This window comes from Nocardia sp. CDC519, assembly GCF_059509835.1.
On record NZ_CM183377.1, the window covers coordinates 1,009,641 to 1,034,827 of the forward strand.

17 protein-coding genes are annotated in these 25,187 nt (G+C 68.9%); 11 read left to right on the forward strand and 6 right to left on the reverse strand.

The window, feature by feature from the left end; genetic code table 11:
* Positions 1–2: 2 nt before the first annotated feature.
* Positions 3–221 carry an RNA-binding S4 domain-containing protein gene (locus AC5W7N_RS04475; RefSeq protein ID WP_036531561.1) on the reverse strand — a complete coding sequence of 73 codons (219 nt, stop codon included), beginning with the start codon at positions 219–221 and terminating at the stop codon, positions 3–5.
* Between the two features lie 148 nt (positions 222–369).
* Between AC5W7N_RS04475 and lysX the strand changes: the two genes are divergently transcribed.
* The 3 genes from lysX to AC5W7N_RS04490 all read left to right on the forward strand — a co-directional run bounded on the left by lysX (position 370) and on the right by AC5W7N_RS04490 (position 5,386).
* Positions 370–3,693 carry a bifunctional lysylphosphatidylglycerol synthetase/lysine--tRNA ligase LysX gene (gene lysX, locus AC5W7N_RS04480; RefSeq protein WP_194989604.1) on the forward strand — a complete coding sequence of 1,108 codons (3,324 nt, stop codon included), beginning with the start codon at positions 370–372 and terminating at the stop codon, positions 3,691–3,693.
* 105 nt (positions 3,694–3,798) lie between these two features.
* Entirely contained in the window at positions 3,799–4,173 is a 375-nt protein-coding gene (locus AC5W7N_RS04485; protein WP_194989603.1) for a hypothetical protein, read from the forward strand.
* Positions 4,174–4,483: 310 nt separating this feature from the next.
* Positions 4,484–5,386 (forward strand): cutinase family protein, encoded by a 903-nt coding sequence (locus tag AC5W7N_RS04490; protein ID WP_163816717.1) that lies wholly within the window; start codon positions 4,484–4,486, stop codon positions 5,384–5,386.
* 70 nt (positions 5,387–5,456) lie between these two features.
* Here AC5W7N_RS04490 and AC5W7N_RS04495 read toward each other — a convergent pair whose 3' ends face one another.
* Both AC5W7N_RS04495 and AC5W7N_RS04500 read right to left on the reverse strand, forming a co-directional pair.
* Positions 5,457–5,798, reverse strand: a complete 342-nt coding sequence (locus AC5W7N_RS04495; protein WP_163816719.1) for a hypothetical protein — start codon at positions 5,796–5,798, stop codon at positions 5,457–5,459.
* A 114-nt stretch (positions 5,799–5,912) separates the two neighbouring features.
* Positions 5,913–6,524: a histidine phosphatase family protein gene (locus tag AC5W7N_RS04500; protein ID WP_194989600.1), complete on the reverse strand. Its 612-nt coding sequence runs from the start codon at positions 6,522–6,524 to the stop codon at positions 5,913–5,915.
* A 348-nt stretch (positions 6,525–6,872) separates the two neighbouring features.
* On the opposite strand from AC5W7N_RS04500, the gene AC5W7N_RS04505 reads away from it, so the two are divergent.
* The gene (locus AC5W7N_RS04505; RefSeq protein WP_178128302.1) at positions 6,873–7,487 is read left to right on the forward strand and encodes a DUF8020 domain-containing protein; all 615 of its coding nucleotides are present in this window, start codon (positions 6,873–6,875) and stop codon (positions 7,485–7,487) included.
* Positions 7,488–7,661: 174 nt separating this feature from the next.
* On the opposite strand, the gene AC5W7N_RS04510 is transcribed toward AC5W7N_RS04505, so the two are convergent.
* Complete coding sequence (locus AC5W7N_RS04510; protein ID WP_163816626.1) at positions 7,662–9,131, reverse strand: glutamate synthase subunit beta; 1,470 nt, start codon at positions 9,129–9,131, stop codon at positions 7,662–7,664.
* On the reverse strand, positions 9,124–13,773 hold the full coding sequence (gene gltB / locus AC5W7N_RS04515; RefSeq protein ID WP_163816624.1) for a glutamate synthase large subunit: 4,650 nt from the start codon (positions 13,771–13,773) through the stop codon (positions 9,124–9,126). The genes AC5W7N_RS04510 and gltB overlap by 8 nt, the downstream gene beginning before the upstream one ends.
* Before the next feature lie 1,078 nt (positions 13,774–14,851).
* Between gltB and AC5W7N_RS04520 the strand changes: the two genes are divergently transcribed.
* A complete protein-coding gene (locus tag AC5W7N_RS04520; protein ID WP_495923328.1) occupies positions 14,852–16,717 on the forward strand; it encodes a DUF4407 domain-containing protein in 1,866 nt (621 codons plus the stop codon).
* Positions 16,718–16,931: 214 nt separating this feature from the next.
* Positions 16,932–18,500, forward strand: a complete 1,569-nt coding sequence (locus AC5W7N_RS04525; RefSeq protein WP_163816620.1) for an adenylate/guanylate cyclase domain-containing protein — start codon at positions 16,932–16,934, stop codon at positions 18,498–18,500.
* A 67-nt stretch (positions 18,501–18,567) separates the two neighbouring features.
* Here AC5W7N_RS04525 and AC5W7N_RS04530 read toward each other — a convergent pair whose 3' ends face one another.
* Entirely contained in the window at positions 18,568–20,103 is a 1,536-nt protein-coding gene (locus tag AC5W7N_RS04530; protein WP_490724302.1) for an MFS transporter, read from the reverse strand.
* 87 nt (positions 20,104–20,190) lie between these two features.
* Between AC5W7N_RS04530 and AC5W7N_RS04535 the strand changes: the two genes are divergently transcribed.
* The 5 genes from AC5W7N_RS04535 to AC5W7N_RS04555 all read left to right on the forward strand — a co-directional run bounded on the left by AC5W7N_RS04535 (position 20,191) and on the right by AC5W7N_RS04555 (position 25,052).
* The gene (locus AC5W7N_RS04535; RefSeq protein WP_163816616.1) at positions 20,191–20,733 is read left to right on the forward strand and encodes a TetR/AcrR family transcriptional regulator; all 543 of its coding nucleotides are present in this window, start codon (positions 20,191–20,193) and stop codon (positions 20,731–20,733) included.
* Between the two features lie 93 nt (positions 20,734–20,826).
* Positions 20,827–21,720 (forward strand): hypothetical protein, encoded by an 894-nt coding sequence (locus tag AC5W7N_RS04540; protein WP_490724303.1) that lies wholly within the window; start codon positions 20,827–20,829, stop codon positions 21,718–21,720.
* Positions 21,708–22,760: a DUF4129 domain-containing protein gene (locus AC5W7N_RS04545; RefSeq protein WP_194992598.1), complete on the forward strand. Its 1,053-nt coding sequence runs from the start codon at positions 21,708–21,710 to the stop codon at positions 22,758–22,760. The genes AC5W7N_RS04540 and AC5W7N_RS04545 overlap by 13 nt, the downstream gene beginning before the upstream one ends.
* Positions 22,736–23,740, forward strand: coding sequence for an AAA family ATPase (locus AC5W7N_RS04550; RefSeq protein ID WP_163816612.1), 1,005 nt, complete (start codon positions 22,736–22,738; stop codon positions 23,738–23,740). The genes AC5W7N_RS04545 and AC5W7N_RS04550 overlap by 25 nt, the downstream gene beginning before the upstream one ends.
* 4 nt (positions 23,741–23,744) lie before the next feature.
* Positions 23,745–25,052 (forward strand): DUF58 domain-containing protein, encoded by a 1,308-nt coding sequence (locus tag AC5W7N_RS04555; RefSeq protein WP_163816610.1) that lies wholly within the window; start codon positions 23,745–23,747, stop codon positions 25,050–25,052.
* Positions 25,053–25,187 lie beyond the last annotated feature (135 nt).

A 25,187-nucleotide genomic window follows, 5' to 3' on the forward strand; every position in this document is an offset into this window, starting at 1 on the left:
GCCTACTCCGCGACTCGCGCCTGGTGACCGGCGAGGGCGACCACATCGCCGACGTGCAATTGCCGTCCGCGCCGTAGCTCGACCTCGTCGTTCACTCGCACCAGACCCGCGGCGATCACCGTCTTGGCTTCCGAACCGGAATCGATCAGATTGGCCAATTTGAGAAATTGGCCGAGCCGAATGGCTTCGTCATCGATCGGCACATCGACTGGTTCCGACATGAACTAAATACTTACTCCTCCGGCCCGGCCGAGACTGCAGCGGCCCAGCATCCGGCACTGATCCGCCATTTCTGAGACGTCGCAAAGGGGTCGCGAACACGCCGCGACAAACGACCGGCAAATCCACCCCAACGGTCACACTGGATCGGTGACTTCCGCGCCAGACGACCTACGCACGACCACCGAGCTATCCGCGAGCAGACCCGCTGCGCCGGTACCGCATCGGGGGCGCGGCCGGTTGGCCGAGGTTCCGCATTACGCCGGGCTGGTGCTCGGTGTGTTCGCGGTGGCATGTCTGCTGTGGAGCCTGTCGCCCGCGCTGCGCTATCTGACCCACGCGCCCCGCCACTACATCGACGACTACTACTTCGACGCTCCCGACACCAGCCTGGTGTGGGCACTGGTGGTGGGTCTGCTCGCGGCGGCGACGGCCGGACGAAAACGCATCGCCTGGTGGTTGCTCGTCATCTACCTGGTGACGTGGGTGCTCGACAACGTCGTCGCCTTCCTCACCGACCGCGATGTGAACGCCCTGGTCGCGGCCGTGGTGCACGTGGCGGTGATCGGTGTGCTCATCGCCGCCTGGCCCGAGTTCTACACCCGGGTGCGCCGCGGTGCCGGCCGCAAAGCGCTGCTCGCGCTGGTGGGTGGGGCCGCTCTCGGCTGCCTGCTCGGCTGGGGCCTGGTGGAGATGTTCCCCGGCTCGCTGCCCGCGGGGGCGCAACGCCCGCTGTGGGCGGTGTACCGGGTGACCGGCGCGATCCTGGTGGAGAACGAGCAGTTCGACGGCTCGCCGCATCATTTCGTGAATTTCCTGCTCGGCCTGTTCGGCGCGGTCGCCCTGCTCAGTGCCTTCATCGTGCTGCTGCGCTCCCAGCGCGCCGACAACGCCATGACCGGGCTCGACGAATCCGCGCTGCGCGGACTGCTGGCCCGCTCCGACGTGGAGGATTCACTCGGCTATTTCGCCACTCGCCGCGACAAGGCCGTGGTGTTCGCGCCGAGCGGCAAGGCCGCCATCACCTACCGGGTCGAGCTCGGTGTCTGCCTGGCCAGCGGTGACCCGATCGGCCTCAAAGAGGCGTGGCCGCAGGCGATCGATGCCTGGCTGCGCTTGGCCGACCAGTTCGGCTGGGCGCCCGCGGTGATGGGCGCCAGCGAACTCGGAGCGACCGCCTACCGCAGAGCCGGGCTGTCGGTGCTGCGCCTCGGCGACGAGGCCGTGCTCGACACCAGGAACTTCTCCCTGGCCGGCGCCGAGATGAAACCGGTCCGCCAAGCCGTCAACCGATTGCGCCGCCAAGGCATGTGGGTGCGGATCCGGCGCCACTCGGATATCCCCGCCGATGAGTTCGCCCAGATCGTGGCGCGGGCCGAGGCCTGGCGCGATACCGAGAACGAGCGCGGCTTCTCGATGGCGCTCGGCCGGCTCGGCGACCCACTCGATGGCGACTGCCTGCTGGTGGAGGCCGTCGACTCCGACGACCGGGTACTCGCCATGCTGTCGATGGTCCCGTGGGGCCGCACCGGAGTTTCGCTGGAGTTGATGCGCCGCGACCCGCTCGGACCCAACGGCGTGATGGAGTTGATGATCTCCCAGCTCGCGCTCACCTCCGACCAGTACGGCATCACCAAGATCTCGCTGAACTTCGCGGTGTTCCGTTCGGTATTCGAGGAAGGCGGACGCATCGGTGCCGGGCCGATCCTGCGGGCCTGGCGCGGGGTGCTGCTGTTCTTCTCCCGGTGGTGGCAGCTCGAAGCGCTGTACCGGTCGAATGTGAAATATCAGCCGATCTGGGTGCCGCGGTTCTTCCTGTTCGAGGAACGCAGGCAGCTGCCGCGGGTGGCGATGGCCAGCGGCCTTGCCGAAGGGTTCCTGCCGCGTTTCGGCGCCGAACCGGACCCGGCCACGCACACCGGACGCCACCCCGCCGTCCCGCCGACCAGCACCGGCCTGCACGCCGACGGCAGCCCGCCCGAGCCGCCCGAATCCGAGGCCGAACTCCAGCTGGCGCGCAGGCCCGAACAGGTGCGGGTGCGGATGAACAAGCTGGATCGGCTGGCCGCCACCGGCATCGACGCCTACCCCGTCGCCTATCCGCCGACCCACACCGTCGCGGCGGCGCGCCGGTCACCGCGCGGGACGACGGTGCGGGTATGCGGCAGGCTGCTGCGCATCCGCGACTACGGCGGCGTGGTGTTCGCGGTGCTGCGCGACTGGTCCGACGACATCCAGCTGGTACTCGACCGGGAACGCCTCGGCGCCAAGCGCTGCGCCGAATTCGGCGAATTCTTCGACCTCGGCGATCTCATCGAGGTCAGCGGGCGGATCGGGCGCAGCAGGCGCGGGGAGTTGTCGCTGCTGGTCGCGGACTGGCGGATGCTGGGCAAATGCCTGCACCCGCTGCCCGACAAGTGGAAGGGCCTGGCCGATCCGGAGGCGCGGGTCCGGCAACGCTACGTCGACATGATGATCAACCCGGAGACCCGCGACGTGCTGGCCAAACGCAGTGCGGTGGTGCGGTCGCTGCGGGATTCGCTCACCGACTGGGGCTATATCGAGGTCGAGACGCCGATCCTGCAGCAGGTGCACGGCGGCGCCAACGCGACGCCGTTCCGCACCCATATCGACGCCTACGATCTGGACCTCTACCTGCGCATCGCCCCCGAGCTCTACCTCAAACGGCTCTGCGTCGGCGGCGTGGAGAAGGTGTTCGAACTGGGTCGCACCTTCCGCAACGAGGGCGTGGATTTCAGCCACAACCCGGAATTCACCATTCTCGAGGCGTACGAGGCGCACAGCGATTACGAGCGGATGATGCACCTGTGCCGTCAGCTGATCCAGAACGCGGCCCTGGCCGCCAACGGCGCGATGGTCGCGATGCGCCCCAAGGGCGACGGCACCTTCGAGGCCGTCGACATCTCCGGTGAATGGCCGGTCAAGACCGTGCACGGAGCCATCTCGCAGGCCATCGGCACCGAGATCACTCCACGCACCGACGTCACGCGGCTGCGAGAGTTGTGCGACGCCAACACGATCCCGTACCAGCACGCCTGGGACGCCGGCCAGATCGTGCTGGAAATGTATGAGCACCTGGTGGAAGACCGCACCGAAGAGCCCACCTTCTACATCGACTTCCCCACCTCGGTCTCCCCGCTCACCCGCAGCCACCGCCGCATCGCGGGCGTCGCCGAACGCTGGGACCTGGTGGCCTGGGGCGTCGAATTGGGCACCGCCTACAGCGAACTCACCGACCCGGTCGAACAACGACGCCGGCTCACCGAGCAGTCCATGCTCGCGGCGGGCGGCGACCCGGAGGCCATGGAACTGGACGAGGACTTCCTGCAGGCCCTCGAACACGCCATGCCACCCACCGGCGGGCTGGGTATGGGTGTTGATCGGGTGGTCATGCTGATCACTGGGCGCAGTATTCGGGAGACGTTGCCGTTCCCGTTGGTCAAGCCGCGGTGACGCGATCGGCTCGCCGAATGTTCGCGCGCCGAGCCCGCGGGCAATAGTGTGGAGGATCCGGCGCCAGGAGGAGGCCGCCGACACACATCGGATTGGGGATCTTCGTTGTATCACCTCGACTTGCTGACCAACGCCGCCACGCTCGATCACTCGACCTGGGCGAGCCCGGACGTGTGGACCGCGGCCATGGAGCAGGAGCTGGCGAAAAGGGGCGGCAAAGGCAAGAAGGGCAAGGGTGGGTGGATCATCGGGATCATCTGCGTCGTCGCCATTCTCGCCATCGTCGTGGCGGTCGTGCTGCTCATGAAGCGCAAGAAGAACGCCCAGCCGCCGCAGGGCCAGATCCCACCGCAGGGCCAGTTCCCGCTGGACCCGAACAACCCGTACCCGCCGCAGGGTCAGTACCCGCGGCAGGGCCAGTACCCGCAGGACCCGAACAATCCGCCCCACGGCGGCCAGTACCCGCCGCAGGGTGGGTAGTACCCGCCGCAGAATCACTAGCCGGACGCGTCACTCGCACCGGGCCGTAGCTCCACGGATCGGTGCGAGATAGCTCCAGTAGAGGAAACCGGACAACCGATCGCGTTCGGTTGGCGGGCGTTCCGGTGTAGCCCTATTGTTATTCGCGGTGTGTGCGTCGGGGCCTCGGATGTTATCCGGGTGTGCGCACTCGACGGGTGGAATGGTGTTCACTTCGTGTGCACCGGTGCGCCATCCGGCGAGTTCAGCATCGTAGCGACAGCGTGTACGGGAACGCCCTGATCAGGGGCGATGGGTTGACTGGAGCAGTATGCAGTTCAAGAAGGTTGCCGCGGCACTCGGCGCGTGCGTGGCGATCGCATCCGGGTTGGTTGTCGGAGGTAACGCCGTGGCAACGGCCGCACCCGGATGCCCGAGTCTGTACGTGGTGGCGATTCCCGGCACCTGGGAAACCGGCCATGACAAGAAGCCACAGCCCGGCATGCTGTCCGGCGTGACCAACGGGCTCGGCCCGGAGACGAAGGTCGACTACGTCACCTACGCCGCCACCGCTTTCCCGTGGGAGGGCGATGTCTACGGCCAGTCCAAGCGTGAGGCCACCGATAAGGCGCGCGGGCTCGTCGGCGCGATGGCACAGCGGTGCGGTGCCACCAAGATCGGCCTGGTCGGCTACAGCCAGGGTGCCGACGCCGCAGGCGATCTCGCCGCGGAGATCGGCACCGGCGTCGGAGTCGTCCCGCCGAGCCGGATCGCCGGCGTCGGCCTGATCTCGGATCCGCGGCGCTCGCCGAACGATATCCAGGTCGGTCCGCACGCGGGTGGTGCCGGTGGCGGTGGGCCGCGGGTCGGCGGCTTCGGCTGGATCCACGACCGGGTGCGCACCATCTGCGCCGTCGACGACCTCTACTGCGCGACAGCCTCGGACGATTTCGTCACCCGGTTCGCCGGATTCCTGGCGCAGAGCTCGGACGCCAATCCCGCGAACATGTGGCGCTACCAGCTGGAAGCCGGTGCGATCATCAACGATCTGATGGCGAACGGCGGCATCCCGACCCTGCAGGCCCAGCTCACCGAATCCGCCAACCAGCAGCGGATCAAGGAGCTGGAGGACTTCTACCAGTCGCACGCCCACACCAGCTACGGCACCTACCAGGTGGGCGGCGGGCAGACCGCCATCTCCTGGATGCACAACTGGTTCGCGCGCATGGCGTGATCAGCGGCCCCGCCCTGCGGCCACCCACTCGGCACTGCCGGGTCGGTGGCCGCAGTCGTGTGCGCAGCCGCTAGCTGCTACCGAAGGAACCGGTAGCGCCGGGCAGCACCCGATGCAGGATGCGCGGTCCGGAACCGTCGGGGCCCGGGCCGCCGGGGCGGTGATCGTCCAGGTACAGGCGACGCTCACCATCGCGGTGCTCCCCGAGGTGCAGCCCCGGTCGACTCACCTCATCGGCGCTCGCCGCGACCGGGGCAGCCGCCTCGGCGACCTGGGTGGTGGCTGCGCTCGGCGCCTCGGCCGATGCGGTGGCAGCGACCGCCGCCACCGGTACCGCGGCGAGCGCACCCGCCACCGCGACCCGAAGGCCGATCCGTCGAACAGAAGACAGTTTCGTGGAGTGCAACGTCAATCCCTTTCTCCCGGAACATGAACCGCGTCCGCGGTGCACGAACTCCAGGAAAGCCGCCGACGCTGGGACAGCGGTGGGACCGAGCTGGCAGTCTGCTGGGAATGGCCGTGTGGGTCAGGCCTTGATGTTGCGCGGCAGCAGCTCCCAGACGTGCCCGTTCTCGTTGATGGTGGCGGCGGTGCGCCGTCCGGTGCGAGAGAACAGGATCCGGGTGATCGAGCAGTAGTCGATCGGGAACGTCAGCGGGCGGGCCAGGCCGAGAATGTCCTGGAGCAGGATATTGACCACCCCACCGTGCGCGAACGCGACCACGGTATCGGTGTGGTCGGCGCGCACCGCGATATCGGTGATCGTATCCAGCACCCGCGACTTGAACGCGGGCTCGTCGATCACCGTCGGCAGATGACCGGCCTTGATCCGATCGTATTCGGCCCGGAACTCCACCTTGGCGTCCTCGATCGGGATGTACGCGGGCAGGTCCCGGTCGTATTCGGCCAGCCCGTCGAGCACCTCGACCTCGAGTCCCAGCTTCGCCGCCGTCGGCCGCGCGGTCTCCAGCGCCCGGCGCTGCGGACTGCTCACCACCCGCGCGATCCGATGATGCGCCAGCGCCGCGGGCACCCGCTCGGCCTGCTCCACCCCCACCCCGGCCAGCCCCGGATCCGCCGCCCCCTCGACCTGCTCGATCCGGACGGGCTGGGCATGGCGAACGAGAATCAGCTGCACACCCCTACTGTGCCGTATGGCGGCAGGCGGCGCGCACCGGGCATGTCGGTCGAGGGCCGCCCACGCCGAAACCACTCATTCCCCACCCGGCCGGCACGGTCCGCTCTCTCGACCCCGGCGGAGGAGCCATCACCCCCGGGAGCTTCAGCACACACATAGCGATCCCCGGAAAGAGCCGACAGCCTCGAGTTTCGAATTCCGGCAGCCGAATATGCCTGCGGCGGAAGAGAATCAGCAAATGCGATATTCCGCCGCTGTTCAACCCTCTTGCAGCGCAAGGAATTGCGCGCGATAGGGTCACCGTGTGTCCGTTCATGGGGGACGGGCAAAGCGGAGGGAATTCACAGAATGAAGTTCGGAAAGATCACTGCTGCCGTTTTCATGGCCGTCACCGCGGTGGGGATCACCGCGGCCACTGCCAATGGTCAGCCCGCTGTGGCGAACGAGTCGGCCGTGGTGACCTCGGGGGACGCGACTTCCGGTGTTGTGCAGGGTATCAACTACAACACCACCGTTTCCCCTTCTGACAAGACCATCACCTGGGCCGTCGACAAGGGCCGGTTCGAGGTCGCCGCGGACGGCTCGGCCGTGCTGTTGAAGTCCGAGGACGGCGCGACCGTCGACCAGGTGCCGCTGCGCTCGGAGGTCGCGGGCCTGCCGATCGCGGTGGAAGAGGAGATCAGCGCCGACGGCCGCACCGTCACGCTGGCCGCCACCATGACGCCCGAGGACAGCGCCGAGCTGAAGGACGTCTCGAACCTGAAGGACATCAGCTCCTACGACCGGCTGATGGAGCAGGTCAACAAGAACCTGCCCGGCATCGCCATCGGTGCACTGATCGGCTGCTTCGTGCCGTTCCTGTGGATCATCACCATCCCGGCAGGCGCCGTCATCGGTGGTTACGTGATGGGCGGCCAGCCGTTCCTGGACGCGCTGATCGCGTTCGCGACCGGCCAGCCCTGAGCTGAATCGACACCGTAAGGGTGCGCAGGCATATTGCCTGCGCACCCTTTGTGTTTCGGGAACCGAAACGATCGGGCACCGCGCGGGATTCTTCGATCACCGGGCGAAACCCCAGAACGCAAAAAGGCGTTGTGCAGGAACATCCCGCACAACGCCTTTTCGGCTGTTATCGGCTCAGCGCTGGGCGACCATCGTCGGGGTGATGGGCGCCGGGAGGGCGGTCTCACCCTCCAGGAACGTGTCCACCGCGGACGCCGCGGCGCGGCCTTCGGCGATGGCCCACACGATCAGCGACTGGCCGCGACCCATATCGCCGGCGACGTAGACGCCGGGGATGTTGGTGGCCCAGTTCTTGTCACGCTGGACGTTGCCGCGCTGGTCGTAGCCGACGCCGAGGTCGGTGAGCAGGCCCGGCTTCTCGGGGCCGACGAAGCCCATGGCCAGCAGCACCAGATCGGCTTCGAGGGTGAAGTCGGTGCCTTCGACCTTCTCGAAGCGGCCGTTGACCATCTTCACCTCGTGCGCCTCGAGGCCGGTGACCTTGCCGTTCTTGCCGACGAAGCGTTCGGTGTTCACCGAGAACACCCGCTCGCCACCCTCCTCGTGGGCCGAGGACACCCGGTACATGAGCGGGTAGGTCGGCCACGGGGTGGAGCTGGCGCGCTCCTCCGGCGGACGCGGCATGATCTCGAACTGGTGCACGCTCTCGGCGCCCTGACGGTGCGAGGTACCGAGGCAGTCGGCGCCGGTGTCGCCACCGCCGATGATGACGACCTTCTTGCCGCGGGCGTGGATCGGCGGCAGGCCTTCGGCGTCGGTGACCGGATCGCCGTGCTGCACCCGGTTGGCCCAGGGCAGGAACTCCATCGCCTGATGGATGCCGTCCAGTTCACGACCGGGAATCGGCAGGTCGCGGGCCTGGGTGGCACCGCCGGCCAGCACGATCGCGTCGAACTGCTCGCGCAGTTCGTCGGCGGTGATGTCGACACCGACGTTCACACCGGTCTTGAAGATGGTGCCTTCGGCCTCCATCTGCGCCAGGCGGCGGTCGATGAAGCGCTTCTCCATCTTGAATTCCGGGATGCCGTAGCGCAGCAGACCACCGATGCGGTCGGCCCGCTCGAACACGGTCACGGTGTGACCGGCGCGGGTCAGCTGCTGGGCGGCGGCCAGACCGGCCGGGCCGGAACCGACGACGGCGACCTTCTTACCGGTGAGCCGGGTCGGGTACACCGGGGCGACCCAGCCCTCGTCGAAGGCGTTCTCGATGATCTCGACCTCGACCTGCTTGATGGTCACCGGGTCCTGGTTGATCCCGAGCACGCACGACGCCTCACACGGCGCCGGGCACAGCCGCCCGGTGAACTCCGGGAAGTTGTTGGTCGCGTGCAGCCGGTCGATACCGTCGCGCCAGCGGTCCTTGTAGACCAGGTCGTTCCATTCCGGAATCAGGTTGCCCAGCGGACAACCGTTGTGACAGAACGGAATACCGCAGTCCATGCACCGGCTGGCCTGACGCTGGAGGGTCTCGTGGGAGAAGTTCTCCTCGTAGACCTCTTTCCAGTCCATCAGTCGCAGCGGCACCGGACGCCGCTTGGGCAGCTCACGCGAGGTGTGCTTCAAAAATCCCTGCGCGTCACCCACGAGCAGCCTCCATAATTGCCTCGTCCACGTCCTTGCCGCTCTTCTCAGCCTCGGAGATAGCGAGCAGCACCTTCTTGTATTCGCGTGGCATAACCTTCACAAAGTGGTTCACCTGCTGCGACCAGTCACTCAGAATGCGTTCGGCCACAGCCGATCCGGTCTGGTCGCGGTGCTGCGTGATGATGTCGCGCAGCCAGGTGAAGTCGTCGCCGGACAGCGGCTCGATGGCATCGGCCTGGTCCGGGTTCACCTTCGCTTCGAAGGTGCCGTTCGGGTTGTAGACGAACGCCACACCGCCCGACATACCGGCGCCGAAGTTGCGGCCGGTCTCACCGAGGATGACGACCTTGCCGCCGGTCATGTACTCACAACCGTGATCGCCGACGCCCTCGACCACCGCGGTGGCGCCCGAGTTACGCACCGCGAACCGCTCACCCACGATGCCGTTGATGAACGCCAGGCCGCTGGTCGCGCCGAACAGGATCACGTTGCCGGCGATGATGTTCTCTTCGGCCACGAACTCCGGCGGCGCGGTGGGCGCCGGGCGGACCACGATGTGGCCGCCGGACAGGCCCTTGCCGACGTAGTCGTTGGCATCGCCCTGCACCCGCAGGGTGATACCGGCCGGGACGAACGCGCCGAAGCTGTTGCCCGCCGAACCGGTGAAGGTGATGTCGATGGTGTCGTCGGGCAGGCCGGCGCCACCGTAGAGCTTGGTCACCTCGTGGCCGAGCATGGTGCCGACCGTCCGGTTCACGTTGGTGATCTTGGTTTCGAACTTGACCGGCTTGCCGCGCTCGAGCGCATCGGCCGACTGGGCGATGAGCTCGTTGTCCAGCGCCTTGTCCAGCCCGTGGTCCTGGGTCTTGGTGCAGCGGCGGTCCTGGTACATGAACGCCGTCTCGACGTCGTCGAGGATCGGCGACAGGTCCAGCTTGGCCGCCTTCCAGTGCTGCTTGGCCTTGCTGGTGTCGAGCAGGTCGACCCGGCCGATGGCCTCGTCCAGCGTGCGGAAGCCCAGCGAGGCCAGCAGTTCGCGCACCTCTTCGGCGATGAACATGAAGAAGTTCTCGACGAATTCCGGCTTGCCGGTGAAGCGCTGGCGCAGGATCGGGTTCTGCGTGGCCACACCGACGGGGCAGGTGTCCAGATGGCACACCCGCATCATGATGCAGCCGGAGACCACCAGCGGCGCGGTGGCGAAGCCGTACTCCTCGGCGCCGAGCAGCGCGGCGATCATCACGTCGCGGCCGGTCTTCATCTGGCCGTCGACCTGCACCACGATGCGGTCGCGCAGACCGTTGAGCAGCAGCGTCTGCTGGGTCTCGGCCAGGCCGAGCTCCCAGGGACCGCCCGCGTGCTTGAGCGAGGTGAGCGGCGAGGCGCCGGTGCCACCGTCGTGGCCGGAGATCAGCACCACATCGGCGTGCGCCTTGGACACACCGGCGGCGACGGTGCCGACGCCGGGCTCGGCGACCAGTTTCACGTGAATCCGCGCCTGCGGATTCGCGTTCTTCAGGTCGTGGATCAGCTGGGCCAGATCCTCGATCGAGTAGATGTCGTGGTGCGGCGGCGGCGAGATCAGGCCGACACCGGGCGTGGAGTGCCGCACCTCGGCGACCCACGGGTACACCTTGTGCGCGGGCAGCTGACCGCCCTCACCGGGCTTGGCGCCCTGGGCCATCTTGATCTGGATGTCGGTGCAGTTGGTCAGGTAGTGCGCGGTGACACCGAAACGACCCGAGGCCACCTGCTTGATCGCGCTGCGGCGCCAGTCGCCGTTCTCCTCGACCTCGAACCGAGCCGGATGCTCGCCGCCCTCACCGGAGTTGGAGCGGCCACCGAGCCGGTTCATCGCGATGGCGAGGGTCTCGTGCGATTCGGCGGAGATGGAGCCGTAGCTCATCGCACCGGTGGAGAACCGCTTGACGATCTCGCTGGCGGGCTCGACCTCGTCGATCGAGATCGGCGCGCGCTCGCCGGACTTGAACTTGAACAGGCCGCGCAGCGAGGCCAGCCGCTCGGACTGGTCGTCGACCAGCTTGGTGTACTCCTTGAAGATCGAGTACTGCCCGGTGCGGGTGGAGTGCTGCAGCTTGAACACGGTGTCCGGGTTGAACAGGTGGTACTCACCCTCGCGCCGCCACTGGTATTCACCGCCGACCTCGAGCTCGCGGTGCGCGCGCTCGGTGCGGTTCTCCAGGAACGCGATCCGGTGCCTGGCCGCGACCTCGTCGGCGATGTCGTCGAGGCCGATACCGCCCAGGTGCGAGCGCAGACCGGTGAAGTACTCGTCGACCAGGCCCTGATCCAGGCCGATCACCTGGAACAGCTGGGCGCCGTTGTAGGAGGCCAGGGTGGAGATGCCCATCTTGGACATCACCTTCAGCACACCCTTGCTCGCGGCCTTGTTGTAGTTGGCCACGGCCTTGCGGAAATCGGCGGCGTGATCGCCGGTGCTGCCCGGCAGCTCCAGCGCGCCGCGCTCCATCATGTCCTCGATGGACTCGAAGGCCATGTACGGGTTGATGGCCGCCGCGCCGAAGCCGACGAGCATCGCCATGTGGTGCACCTCGCGGGCGTCACCGGCCTCGACGACCAGCCCGACCATGGTGCGGGTGCGCTCGCGGACCAGATGGTGATGCACCGACGAGGTGAGCAGCAGCGACGGGATCGGCGCCAGCTTCTCGTTGGACTCACGGTCGGACAGCACGATGATGCGGGCGCCGCCGTCGATGGCGGCCGAGACCTGGGTGTTGATGGCGGCCAGCGCCCTGCGCAGACCCTCGCCGCCCTCGGCGACCGGGTACAGGCCGCGCACGACCACCGAACGCAGATCGGGGTGCGAGCCGTCGTCGTTGATGTGCACGAGCTTGGCCAGCTCGTCGTTGTCCAGGATCGGCTGCTCGATGGCGATCTGCTTACAGGATTCCGGGCTCGGATGCAGCAGGTCGGCCTCCGGACCGATATTGCGCTTGAGGCTGGTGACCACCTCTTCCCGGATCGCGTCCAGCGGCGGGTTGGTGACCTGCGCGAACAGCTGGGAGAAGTAGTCGAACAGCAGCCGCGACCGGCTCGACAGCACCGCGATCGGGGTGTCGGTGCCCATCGAACCGAGCGCCTCACCGCCGGTCTTGGCCATCGGCGCGATCAGCAGGTTCAGTTCCTCGGTGGTGTAGCCGAAGATCTGCTGCCGGATCAGCACCCGGTCGTGCGACATGTGCACATGCGGGCGGTCGGGCAGATCGGCCAGCCGGCTCACGCCCGCGTCCAGCCATTCCTGGTACGGGTGCTCGGAGGCGAGCTGATCCTTGAGCTCGTCGTCGCCGACGATGCGGCCCTGCGCGGTGTCGACCAGGAACATGCGGCCGGGCTGCAGGCGGACCTTCTTGATCACCTTGGCCGGATCGATGTCGAGCACGCCGACCTCGGAGGCCATGACGACGAGGCCGTCGTCGGTGACCCAGATGCGGCTGGGGCGCAGGCCGTTGCGGTCGAGCACCGCACCGATGACGGTGCCGTCGGAGAAGCACACCGACGCCGGGCCGTCCCACGGCTCCATCAGCATCGAGTGGTACTCGTAGAACGCGCGTCGCTTCGCGTCCATGGTCTCGTTGCGTTCCCAGGCCTCGGGAATCATCATCAGCACCGCGTGCGGCAGGCTGCGACCGCCCAGGTGCAGCAGCTCGAGCACCTCGTCGAAGCGGGCGGTGTCGCTGGCGCCGGGGGTGCAGACCGGGAAGATCTTCTCCAGCCGGTTCTTGCCCGCGGAGTCGGTGCCGAAGACATCGGAGCGCAGCAGCGCCTCACGCGCGCGCATCCAGTTCTCGTTACCGCTGACGGTGTTGATCTCACCGTTGTGCGCGACCCGGCGGAACGGGTGGGCCAGCGGCCAGGACGGGAAGGTGTTGGTGGAGAAGCGCGAGTGCACGATGCCGAGCGCCGACTCCACCCGGTCGTCCTGCAGGTCGAGGTAGAACGCCCGCAGCTGCGGGGTGGTGAACATGCCCTTGTAGACGAAGGTCTGCCCGGACAGGCTCGGGAAGTACACCGACTCGCGGCCGACCGCGCCCTCACCGGCGCCGGACTTGCCGAGCTCGCGCTCGACCCGCTTGCGGATGACGTAGGCACGACGCTCCAGGTCCATCCCGGACAGCTGCTCGCCGTCGGCGGGGGAACCGATGAAGATCTGCCGGAAGGTCGGCATGGCATCGCGCGAGAGTGCGCCGAGCGAGGACTCGTCGATCGGCACCTCACGCCAGCCGAGGACGGCGAGGCCCTCTTCCTTGACGATCTTGTCCACGCCGTACGCGGCGACGGCGGCTTCGCGACGGGCCTGCGGCAGGAAGGCGATACCGGTGGCGTAGGAGCCCTCCGGCGGCAGCTCGAAGTCGACCACGGCACGGAAGAACCGGTCCGGCACCTGGATCAGGATGCCTGCGCCGTCACCACTGTTGGGCTCGGCGCCCGCGGCACCACGGTGCTCCAGGTTCAACAAGGCGGTGATGGCCTTGTCGACGATGTCACGGCTGCGGCGGCCGTGCATGTCCACGACGAAGGCGACGCCACACGCGTCGTGCTCGTTCGCCGGGTCGTAGAGACCGATGGGTCCAGGTGACCTGTGGCCAGGAAGTTGCGTCATGCCTCTGCCTTCAAGAAAGTCGGCCCTCGATTCGGGCGGCCGTCGAAGACGGCCTGTCGAACGCCTCCGTCAAGACTGCGCCGGTACCTTCGGGAAGCCAGCCGCGCTGATGGTTCCCTGTATCCGATTCGCGGCGCTCGCCGCTGGGTGCAGTCACGTCTCTAGTTGTCCACCCGCTCCTGTTATGCAGTAGGGGTGCTCGGTGGTAACGGAACGCTTACGTGTTCCTTACCGCCGCGCGGGGTTGTGCCCGCTACGCTCGGCACCGGGTCAGGGTGCCTGTACGGGCGTTCGGGCACCGAACATTCTGTGTTCGGCGTAAGAGCAAACGATAAGTCAGGTCCCGAGCCCAACCAACTTAGGTTTCGCTAATAACCAGGTCTAGCTGGGCTTCTTCATTCAGGTCCTCCACGTGTGCGCGTCGTCCAGTGTAAAGCAGCATCCGGGCACTGATCGATCCCGTTCCGTGCAGGTCGGAGGGGGTTGTCAGGGGGCTTTCCGGAGGGTGACCGAGCGCGCCATTGCGCTCGAACACCCGCTTTCACCTGCATCGAAGCAGATTTCCCCGCGCCGGAGCCGGACAAACCATTCGTGGTGCGGCTAACCATTGCGCGGGCCGATGAGATATTTCCGACAGCGTTGTGACGAGCACAGAACATGATCCGACCGTCCGGCCTGTTTTACCCGATGTGCGCTTCAGCACACTTGCAGCAAACGGCGCCCGAGTGGTCTTCGACACATCTGATCGTGGTCTCGGCCGCGTGTGACGCCGGTCCGGATCTCGTTGCGGCAGCGCGGTCTTCGGCACATAGGGCGCTACCTGCGGCATCGGATCCGCGCGCGCGGCGGTCCGCCCCGCCGATCTCCGCCGTCGGCGACATCGACGCCTGCTGTGAGGCTGACCACATCGCCCGCTCCGCGCTCGGTGGATCGGCAGATCGCCTGTCACGCTGTGACAACGAATCCGTGACACTTTCGCCACGCGCGGGCGATCGCCGTGGCAGTCGAGAAGCGAGCTGCGCGCGAACATCGGGGCCGAGCGCGACAAGGACTCGGACATAGAGGATGTGGGAATCCCATGACCGTCATCGGCATGCTCACCTGGCTCGGCGGGGACAGGGCCGGCGCCCGGCCTGATATCGACGACAGCCGAGAACACAGTGCATACGCGCTCACCGGCGCGGTGGTCGTGCTGTTCGCGGTGGTCGCGGGAGCGGTCACCGGTGCGGCGGGTGCGGCGTCGGGATGGCCTGCCTTCGGTGTGATCGCGGCGGCGGTGATCGTCGTGCTGCTGGCGGGCGCCATCGGCAAGGCGCTGGCCACGGTCGACCCGGAAACCGTGCTGCGCCGCGACGGCGAGACCGGCGACCGGCGCGGTTCGATCGGGCGGGTGGTCGTGGCCGCACTGACCGGGGTGCTGCTGGCGGAACTGGCCTCGACCCTGCTGTTCGGCGGCACCGTCGACCGGCTGCTGGACGAACGCGCAGCGGCCGCGGCGGCCTCGGTGCCGTCCGTGCGCGACGCCCGCGCCGATCTCGACCGGGCCCGCGCCGACCGTTCCAACCTGAACCAGACGATCGCGCAGGCGCAGGCCGATATCGACAAGGCCCTCATCACCGCGCGCTGCGAATACAACCCCACCCCGGAATGCCCGCAGACCCGGATCACCGGCGTCCCCGGGCGCGGACCGGAATCACAGACCGCCGACGACATGCTCGCCGACGCCCGCGCCAAGCACGCCGCCGCGCTGGACCGGATCGCACCACTCGACCAGGCCGTCACCGATGCGCAGGTGCGCGTCGACGCCGCCGAGACCGCCGCCCTCGCCGCCGCCGACCGTGGACTTGGCGCGCGCTGGGTCGCCATGCACGACCACACCACCGCCCACGCCGGCGCCCTGCTGCTGCGGCTGCTGACGGCGACCGCGTTCGTGCTGCTCGCGCTGCTGCCGCTGATCCTGCGACGCTGGCGCGGGGAAACCGCGCAGGACCGGCGGCTGGCCGCCGACACCATCCGGGACCGGGCCGAGCGGACCGCCGATGCCGCCATCGCGGTGAAGCGAGCCGAAGTGCGCACCGAGGCCGAGCGGTTGCGCGCCGATCAACAGCTCACCGCCGCCCGGCTGGCCGTCGAGGCCGATACCGCCATCGACCGGGAACGCCAGCGCACCCGCGTCATCGCCGCCATCGGCGGCCTGGAGATCGGCATCACCGAACCCCCGCGCCGGGCCGTCGGCGCGGGCGCGACCGCCGAACTACCGGCCGGAACTCCGGCCGCCGACCGAAAGGACCCCACCGTGTCGCACGACGGGATCGCCACCCCGACGAATCTGCCCGCCCCGGTCGGCGCGAACGCGATCACCCCGGCACCGGGCCCCCTCGCCCCCGCGGTGCCGACGGCAGCGCCCGACCGGTCCGAACGCTCCGGTGCAGGTGGCGGACTGGAGTTGCCGCTGATCGGTCAGGTGCCGTTCACCGACACCGCCGCCCGCTGGATCCGCCCGCTGGTCCCCTCCTTCGTCGCCAACGCCATCGATACAGCGACCCATCCGCTGCGTACCGCGCGCCAGGCGTTCGAAGAGGTCGAGGAGATCACCTTCACGCTGCGCCGCACCCGCAAGGTCACCGTCGACTCCGAAGACTCGGCCGCCCAAGCCGCCCCGCAGGTGGGCTACCAGGTGCCGCCCGGGTACCAGCTGACGCCGGGCACGCCGGAGTACTGGCACGCTCAGCGCATCGCCGCCGCGGCCGTCGACCCCCAGGTGCCGCACTACTACCCGACCACCGACCCCCGCTACTCCACCGATCCGCGCTACTCGGCACTGCCGCAGGCCTCGGCCTCCGGGTACGGGCTGCCGTCCGCCACCCACGATGAACTGCCCGGCCGGCAGAGCCCGGAGCTGCCCGGACCGTCGGGCCCGCGTGAACTGCCGCCCGGTCGCTGAGCACCGTCCGCCCCGGACCCGAGCCGTGGCCGCGAGCACACGCCCGAACCGACGGTGGCCTCGGGGGCGAACTATGAGAGCCCGGCAGCGGCGGCGCCGTTCATCGGGCGGATCCGGGGCGGTTCACAACGGGACGGGGGCGCACTTGTCCGGTCTCACCGCCGACGGCGCCGACCGGCCTGGCGGGCGCGCACCAGCGCATACGCTGCCAACCATGCCCGATAGCCAGCTCACGCCCGAAGCCTTCGGTTCCAAACCGTGGGGTTCGCGACTGCTCGGGCCCGCAGATGAGAAGTCCGGGATCCGGCGGGTGCGGATTCAGCTGCTACTGACGATTCCCTTGATCGGGGCCAACCTGATCGGGATCGCGGTGGCGATCGTGCTGATCGGGTTCGTGCTGCCGGGGCCGACCATCTTCACCCTGCGGCTGCTGCCGCTCAATGCGATCGCCGCGCCGCTGTATGCGGTGCTGGCGGTGGTCGTCGGCCTGCTGTGGGGAACGGTATCGGGGCTGCGGACATTGCGCTGGGCGACCGATCCCGAACATGTGCCCACCGAGGCCGAACAGCGCGCGGCCGTGCGGGTGCCGCGGCGGTTGGTGCGCCAGCAGGCATGGCTGTGGTTCGGCGGTGCCGTGGTGCTGAGCCTGCTCTACGGGCTCGCCGATCCGGCATTGATCCCGAAGATCGTGCTCGGCATCGGGTTCAGCGCGATCGTGGTGTGCGCCAACAGCTATCTGATCGCGGAGTTCGCGTTGCGTTCGGTGACGGCGCGGGTGCTCGACGCCGCTCCGGGGCAGGTCATCCACAGCATCGGCGTCTTCGGGCGGACCATGCTGATGTGGTTGCTCGGTTCGGCCGTCCCGGTGGCGCTGTCGATGGTGGTGGCGCTGTTGTCGCTGACCGGTTTCGACGTCAGCACCGAACGCATGGCGGTCTGCGTACTGACCCTCGGCGGCGCCACTTTGATATTCGGGATGCTGTTGATGATGCAGGCCTCGGCCGCGACGGTGGCGCCGATCCGCGGGGTGCGCCGGGCGCTGCGGCAGGTGGAGGGCGGCGACCTGAATGTGGCGGTCACCGTCTACGACGGCACCGAATTGGGCGAGCTGCAAAGCGGATTCAACCGGATGGTGCACGGGCTGCGGGAACGTGAACAGATCCGCGACCTGTTCGGCAGGCACGTCGGCCACGAGGTCGCGGTCGCCGCCATCGGCAGCAATCCGCAATTGGGTGGCCAGGAATGCGAGGCGGCGGCGCTGTTCATCGACATCATCGGTTCCACCACCCTGACCGCGACCCGCCCCGCCGCCGAGATCGTCGCCATCCTCAACGAGTTCTTCGCCATCGTGGTCGACGAGGTGGAACGCCACGGCGGGCTGGTCAACAAATTCGAAGGTGATGCGGCGCTGGCGATTTTCGGCGCCCCGGCACCGCTGCCCGATGCGGCGGGCTCGGCCCTGGCGTGTGCTCGCGCCATCCGCGTCCGGCTCGACGCGCACTCCTCCGACTTCTCCGCCGCCATCGGGGTGGCCGCGGGGCGGGTGGTCGCAGGCAATGTGGGCGCGCATCAGCGCTATGAGTTCACCGTCATCGGTGATGCGGTGAACGAGGCCGCGCGCCTGTGCGAGCTGGCCAAACAGGATCCGGGGCTGCTGCTGAGTTCGGCATCCACCGTCGCCTCCGCCGATGCCGAGGAGGCAGCGCAGTGGAAGCTGGGCGAGTCGGTGACGTTGCGCGGCCGTACTCAGCGCACCGAACTCGCCCGGCCCCGGACGAAGTGAGCGCGACCGGTCGGACAGGACGCTCACCACGTCACCCGATGAGCGGTTCAGCGCGACGACTCCCCCGTCAGCTCCGCGCGGCCCGCGAGCGGAACGCAAGTACCGCCGCCACCAGCAGGATGCCCGCGATGCCGACCGAGGCCAGGTGAATGCCGGTGACGAACGATTCGTGTGCCGACGTCAGCAGCGCCGAGCCGGCCGCCTCCGGTAGCTGCCGCGCCAGTTCCGCCGCACCGCCCAGCGATTCGGCGGCCGCGCCGGACGCCTCCGACGGCAGCGCCGCCAGGTCGAGCCCATTGCGGAACACCGCCATCACCGCGCTGCCGAGCAGCGCCACACCGAGCGCGATACCGGTTTCGTAGGCGGTCTCGGAAATCGCCGCCGCCGCACCGGCCCGCTCGACCGGAGCCGAGCTGACCACCAGATCCGACGACACCGTCAGCGCGATGCCGACGCCGGTGCCGATCAGGCCGAAGCCGAGCACGAACGGCACGATCCCGGTCGCGGCGTCGGCGGTCAGCCAGCAGAACAGCGCCGCACCGACCGCCGCCACGGCCAGTGATCCACCGAGCACCGCGGTCGGCCGCCAGCGCTGCACGAGTACGGCGGCCAGCAGCGAGCCGACGACGCTTGCCGCGAGCCCCGGCAGGAGCAGCAATCCCGCCTGCATCGGCGAGCGGCCGAGCACCAGTTGCAGGTACTGCGAGCCGAAGAACAGCACGCCGGCCAGCGCGAAGACCGCGAGCAGGTTGGTCAGCACCGCCGTGCGGAACTGCGGCACCGCGAACAGTCGCAGGTCGAGCATGGGCTGTTCGATGGTGCGCTGCCTGCGCACGAACAGCACGCCCGCGACAACGCCGACCACACCGGCGACCATCGGCACCGCGCGCACACCGTGCGCCGCGAATTCCTTGACCGCGTACACGAACGGCACCAGCGCCAGCATCGACAGCACCGCGCTGGGGATGTCGAAGCGGCCCGGGTTCGGGTCCTTCGATTCCGGGATGAGCAGCGGTCCGAGCGCGACCAACACCAGCATCACCGGCAGGTTCGCCAGGAACACCGAACCCCACCAGTAGTGCTCGAGCAGCCAGCCGCCCAGCAGCGGACCCGCCGCGGCGCCACCACCGGCCATGGCACCCCAGACCGCGATGGCGAAGGTGCGCTGACGCGGGTCGAGGAACATCGCGCGGATCAGGCCGAGGGTGGCAGGCATCAGGGTCGCGCCGGTGATGCCCTGCAGTACGCGAGCGGCGATCAGCATCTCCGGGCTGACCGACCAGGCCGCGAGCAGCGAGGCGAGCCCGAAGCCCGCCGCGCCGATCAGCAGCAGCTTGCGCCGGCCGATCCGGTCGCCGAGGTTGCCCATCACCACCAGTAGGCCGGCGAGCACGAACGAGTAGACGTCGATGATCCACAGCAGCTGGGTGGTGCTCGGCGCCAGATCGGCGCTGATGGCGGGCACCGCGATATCGAGGACGGTCGCGTCGACCGCGAGCAGCAGCAGGGCAAGGGCCAGCACGGCCAGGCCGATCCAGTCCCGGGTGGTGGCGCGGGGTGGGGTGTCGCGCAGGTCGGGGCCGATCCCGGTGGTGATGTCCATGATCCTTCTCGACTTCCGTCGTTCGTGATTCTTACCGTCCAGACGGTATAGTACCGAACATTACCGTCCAGCCGGTATAGTGATTCCGTGACAACCACCACCCGCGACCGCATCCTGGACGCCCTGGAAACACTGGTGCTGGACAAGGGCATGTCCCAGGTGACCCTGGAGAACGTCGCCGCCACCGCCGGCGTCTCGAAGGGCGGGCTGCTCTACCACTTCAAGAGCAAGGACGCCCTGCTCGCGGGACTGGTCCGGCGGCTCACCGAACGGGCCCGCACCCAACTGGAAGATTCGGTGGCCGCGGGCGGTTCGGTGGCGCAGTGGTATCTCCAGATCCCGAACCCCGACTCCGCCGACGAAGCACTCGAGCTCGAGCTGTACCGATCGATGCTGGCCACCATGCGCACCGTCGACGCCAATGCGGGCCCGGAGGCCGACGCCGTCCAGCAGGCCTTGGCCGAGATGATGACCTCCTGGTCCGACGGCCTGGACGACGAGATCGACGATCCGGTGCGCGCGGACCTGATCCGCCTGGTCGGCGACGGGGTCTACCTGCGCGCCCTGCTCGGCCTGCCCTCGATCGACCCGGAGCGCTATCGGCGCGTGGTCGACCATCTGCTGCGCTGAAGGCGCCCGGCGCACCCGGCCCCGACGGCATCGCCCGCGCTGCACCGCGTCATCGGCGGGCTCGGCGCTCGCCGACCGGTTACACTCGGCCGCGTGCCACCAGCCGAAACGGCCGGTGCCGTCGGGGCGGGGAACGATCCGGTACCGGGGACTCTCGGAACGACGGTGCCGATCCGTCCGATGACCTTCCGCGAACTGCTCGATACGCCGTTCGCGCTCATCCAGTCGGCCATCCGGCCGCTGGCCGGGTTCGGTGCGACGCTGCTCATCGCGGCCGAACTCGTCATCGCCGGTGTGACGGCCGGCGTCGCGCGGCTGTCCGATGACGACGATGCCGCGGTCGCGTGGGCGGTGGTGGTCAGCACCCTGGTCTGCCTCTGGCTGGTCCGCATCGCGCTGCGCGGGCTCACCACCGCGATCGGCACCGGTGTGATCGCGGGCGCGCCCATCGACTGGCGCACCGCGCTGCGGCGTTCCGGGGCGCGGCTGGGCCCGCAACTGGTGTTCGGATCGCTGTTCACGCTGGTCGGCGTCGCGGTGCTCGGGCTGGGCACCGTGCTCATCATCGGGCTGCCATTCGCCCTGCTGTGGCTGGGCTGGCTGCGTGCCAATCGTTTCGTTGCGGTGCCGGTGATCTTCGCCGAAGGTGCGAACCATCGGACCGCGGTGGCGCGCTCGAAATTGCTCATCGCGGGAGCCCAGTGGCCGACGGTATGGCTGTGGCTGTGTCTGCGCGCGCTGCTGTTGCTGACGGCCTTGCCGCTGCTCGGTATCCCGTGGTTCCTCTCCGATTTCTCCGGCACCCATCGTTGGGCGGTCATCGTCCTGACCACCTCGGCGGTGCTGCTGATCGTCGCGTTCGGTGAGATCGTCGAATCCGCCACCAGGGTGGTGGTCTACGTGGACCGCCGCTGCCGGCGCGAAGGCATGGACATCCGGCTGCCCGCTCCCGCGCCGGTCGCCCAGGGGGTGCGATGGCCGAGCTGAACACCCCCGACAACGGCTCGGCGCCGCAACCACCTCGGCTCGGCTCGGCCGCCGAGCACCGCGCCGCCGCCGACTCCGCGCTCGAGCGCCGCGATTACGACTCCGCCCTGCGGGAACGCTTCCGCGCCACCCTGCGCGGGCTCGAACAGCGCGGCCTGCTCGACGTCCGCCGATCCCGTACCGCCGCCGAGACCGCGGACGAGGTCACAACCGCGGCGGCCCCGGTGCAGCATGCCGACGAATTCCGGCCCGCCGCACACAGTTTCGACGAGGTCGTCTACGGCGGCAGGCATGCGACCGAGGACGAGTACCGCAGGCTCGAATTCGTCGATCAATTCTCCGCGGCCGCGCCGGCACCGGCGGCCGAACCCCGCGAAGTCGACGCCGCCGAACGCACCTCACGTACCCGCCGGAGCCTGCCGCCGCTGCCGGATCTGCTGCGCGACCCGAAGTTCTGGGCCACCCTCGCCGGCATCGCGGTGCTGATTCTGCTGCTGTGGGCGGCACTGCAATCGTGCGGCGCGCCCGACGCTCCCCCGCCACCGCAGCCGCCGGACATTCCGCCGGACCTGCCAGAACCCGACTACCCCGAGGACGTCGACCCCGACTTCGGCTCCGGATCGGATTCCATCTTCGAACGCCTGCCCGCGCCCGTCGCCTTCGGCGGCCTGCAGTTCCTCATCGCGGGGGCTCTGCTGGTGTGGTGGCGGGCGCGACGGCGCGGCGCGCTGGTCGGGGAACCGCGCCCGGTCGAAGTCACCGCCAATGAGCTGCTCGCCGGGCAGGCAGCGCTGTACCGGCTGTCGAAGGACCACGAATACGTCGCGGCGAAACTGCGTGCGGCCACCCTGCGCCGGGTGCGTTCGCCGCTCGGGATCACCGCCGATACCGCGCCGGATCAGGTGGCAGCCGCACTCACCGCACGCACCGGTGCGGACCCGAACTGGGTGTACACCGCGCTCTACGGGCCGGTACCCGATGAACACACCTTGGAAATGGTTGCCGCGCAACTCGAATGGATCGAAGCGGAGGTCTCGTGACCAGCATTGACACCAGCAAGGCGCCGAGCGCCGAGGAGGCGGCGGCCGCGTTCGCGGCGCTGCGCACCGAGATCGGTAAGGCGGTGGTCGGCAACGACAACGCCATCATGTATCTGGTGCTCGCGCTGCTGTGCCGCGGCCACGTGCTGCTCGAAGGCGTTCCGGGCGTGGCGAAGACGCTGCTGGTGCGTGCACTGGCCACCGCATTGGATCTGGAGCATTCCCGGGTGCAGTTCACCCCGGATCTGATGCCGGGTGACGTCACCGGCTCGCAGATCTACGACCCGCACACCACCGAATTCACCTTCCGCTCCGGCCCGGTGTTCACCAACCTGCTGCTGGCCGACGAGATCAACCGCACGCCGCCGAAGACTCAGTCCGCGCTGCTGGAGTCGATGGAGGAACGCCAGGTCTCTGTCGACGGGACCCCGCGCCCGCTGCCGGATCCGTTCGTGGTGGTCGCCACCCAGAATCCGATCGAACAGGAAGGCACCTATCCGCTGCCCGAGGCGCAGCTGGACCGCTTCCTGTTCAAGGTCGACATCCAGCTGCCCGAACGCGACGACGAATTCCGCATCCTGCAACGGCATGCCGGCGGTTTCGATCCGCGCGATCTGGCCGCGGCCGGTCTGCGCCCGGTAGCCGGTCCGGCGCATATCGCCGCGGGGCGGGCCGCGATCGGCACCGTCACGATCAGCCCCGAGGTGCTGGCCTACATCGTCGACATCTGCCGAGCCACCCGGGCGGCCCCGGCCGTGCAGCACGGCGCCTCCACCCGCGGCGCGACCGCGCTGATGGCGGCGGCCAGGGCGTTCGCCTGGTTGAACGGACGCGGCTTCGTTACCCCGGACGACGTGAAAACCGTTGCGGTGGCGGTGCTGCGGCATCGGATGCAGCTGCGCCCGGAGGCCGAGCTGGACGGGGTGAGCGCCGAAGGCGTCGTGCGGTCGCTACTGCTCGCGGTCCCGGTTCCGGTGTAGGCCCGTGGTCGTCACCGGTCGGTTGTTCGCCGTCGCCGTGGCGGCGGCGCTGGTGGTCACCTTCGTGCTGCCGTCCTGGTTCGGCGTCGCCGTGCTGAGCGCGCTGCTGGCGGTGGCGGTGCTCGTCGATCTCGGTGCGGCCGGTAGCGCCGCCGCGCTGACCTTGACCAGAGATCCGCTGACGGTGGTGCGGCTCGGACGCAGCACCGACGTGGAGCTCGTGGTGACCAACACCGGCCCGCGCACCGTCCGCGGTGTGCTGTGGGACGACTGGCCCGGCAGCGCGCACGCCGCCGGTCGCACCCACCGGCTCGCCGTCGAGCCGGGCACCCGCACCCGCTACCGCACCACCCTCACCCCCACCCGGCGCGGTGATCGGGTCGCCGGGCCGATCACGGTACGCGTCATCGGCCCGCTGGGCCTGGCCGGACGGCAGACTCGGCACACGGTGCCCGCCCGGGTCCGTGCGCTGCCGCCGTTCCGCAGCGAGAAACTGCTGCGCTCGAAGGTCAAACGACTGCAGCATCTCGAGGGCCGCACGGTGGCGAACATGCGCGGGCAGGGCACCGAATTCGATTCCTTCCGCGAATATGTCGCCGGCGACGACGTGCGCGCGATCGACTGGCGCGCCACCGCTCGCGCCGCCGACGTCCTGGTGCGCACCTGGCGCCCGGAACGCAACCGGCACATGCTCATGCTGCTCGACACCGGCCGCGTCAGCGCCGGACGGGTAGGCACCGGCGGTGCGGACGGCACCCGGCTGGATGCGAGCATCGAGGCGGCGTTGTTGTTGGGCGGGCTGGCCGCCGCGGCCGGCGATTCGGTCGATCTGCTCGCCTTCGACCGTCAGGTGCGCGCGGAGGTGCGCGGCATCGGCGGCAGACGGCTGCAATCGAAGCTGATGCACGCCCTGGCCGGGGTGACGCCGGCGCTGGTCGATACCGATACCGCCGCCCTGGTGCGCGCCGCCATCGACCGCACCCGGCGGCGCAGCCTGATCGTCTGGTTCACCACTCTCGACGGCGCCGCGGTGCAGGAGAATCTGATGCCGGTGCTCCCGGTGCTCGCCCATCGTCATCGGGTGCTGATCGTCTCGGTCACCGACCCGGAGGTCGCCGCGGCCGCCACCCGCCGCGACACTCCCGGCGAGCTCTACGGGGCGGCAGCGGCCGAATCGCTACTCGCCGAACGCGCGCTGGTGCGGGAATCGCTGCGCCGCAGCGGAATCGACGTGGTAGCGGCGGAGCCGGCGAAATTGCCGGAAGCGCTCGCCGACGAGTACCTGGAGCTGAAACAGTCCGGAGGGCTGTAGACCACCGGCCCGCGCGATCGGTGGGGCTCTTCGGCCGCACCGTCGCGTGCGCTGGACGGGGCTCCTCGACGCCCCCCACCGCCGGGTCCGGAGATACCTTTCGCCCGCATATGAGCGACAGAATTCCGAGTTGTC

Excerpts from the sequence above, each read along its gene's own strand:
- AC5W7N_RS04475 (WP_036531561.1), bottom strand. The coding sequence starts at position 221 with ATGTCGGAACCAGTCGATGTGCCGATCGATGACGAAGCCATTCGGCTC.
- AC5W7N_RS04490 (WP_163816717.1), top strand. The coding sequence starts at position 4,484 with ATGCAGTTCAAGAAGGTTGCCGCGGCACTCGGCGCGTGCGTGGCGATC.
- AC5W7N_RS04505 (WP_178128302.1), top strand. The coding sequence starts at position 6,873 with ATGAAGTTCGGAAAGATCACTGCTGCCGTTTTCATGGCCGTCACCGCG.
- gltB (WP_163816624.1), bottom strand. The coding sequence starts at position 13,773 with ATGACGCAACTTCCTGGCCACAGGTCACCTGGACCCATCGGTCTCTAC.
- AC5W7N_RS04520 (WP_495923328.1), top strand. The coding sequence starts at position 14,852 with ATGACCGTCATCGGCATGCTCACCTGGCTCGGCGGGGACAGGGCCGGC.
- AC5W7N_RS04525 (WP_163816620.1), top strand. The coding sequence starts at position 16,932 with ATGCCCGATAGCCAGCTCACGCCCGAAGCCTTCGGTTCCAAACCGTGG.
- AC5W7N_RS04530 (WP_490724302.1), bottom strand. The coding sequence starts at position 20,103 with ATGGACATCACCACCGGGATCGGCCCCGACCTGCGCGACACCCCACCC.
- AC5W7N_RS04545 (WP_194992598.1), top strand. The coding sequence starts at position 21,708 with ATGGCCGAGCTGAACACCCCCGACAACGGCTCGGCGCCGCAACCACCT.
- AC5W7N_RS04550 (WP_163816612.1), top strand. The coding sequence starts at position 22,736 with ATGGATCGAAGCGGAGGTCTCGTGACCAGCATTGACACCAGCAAGGCG.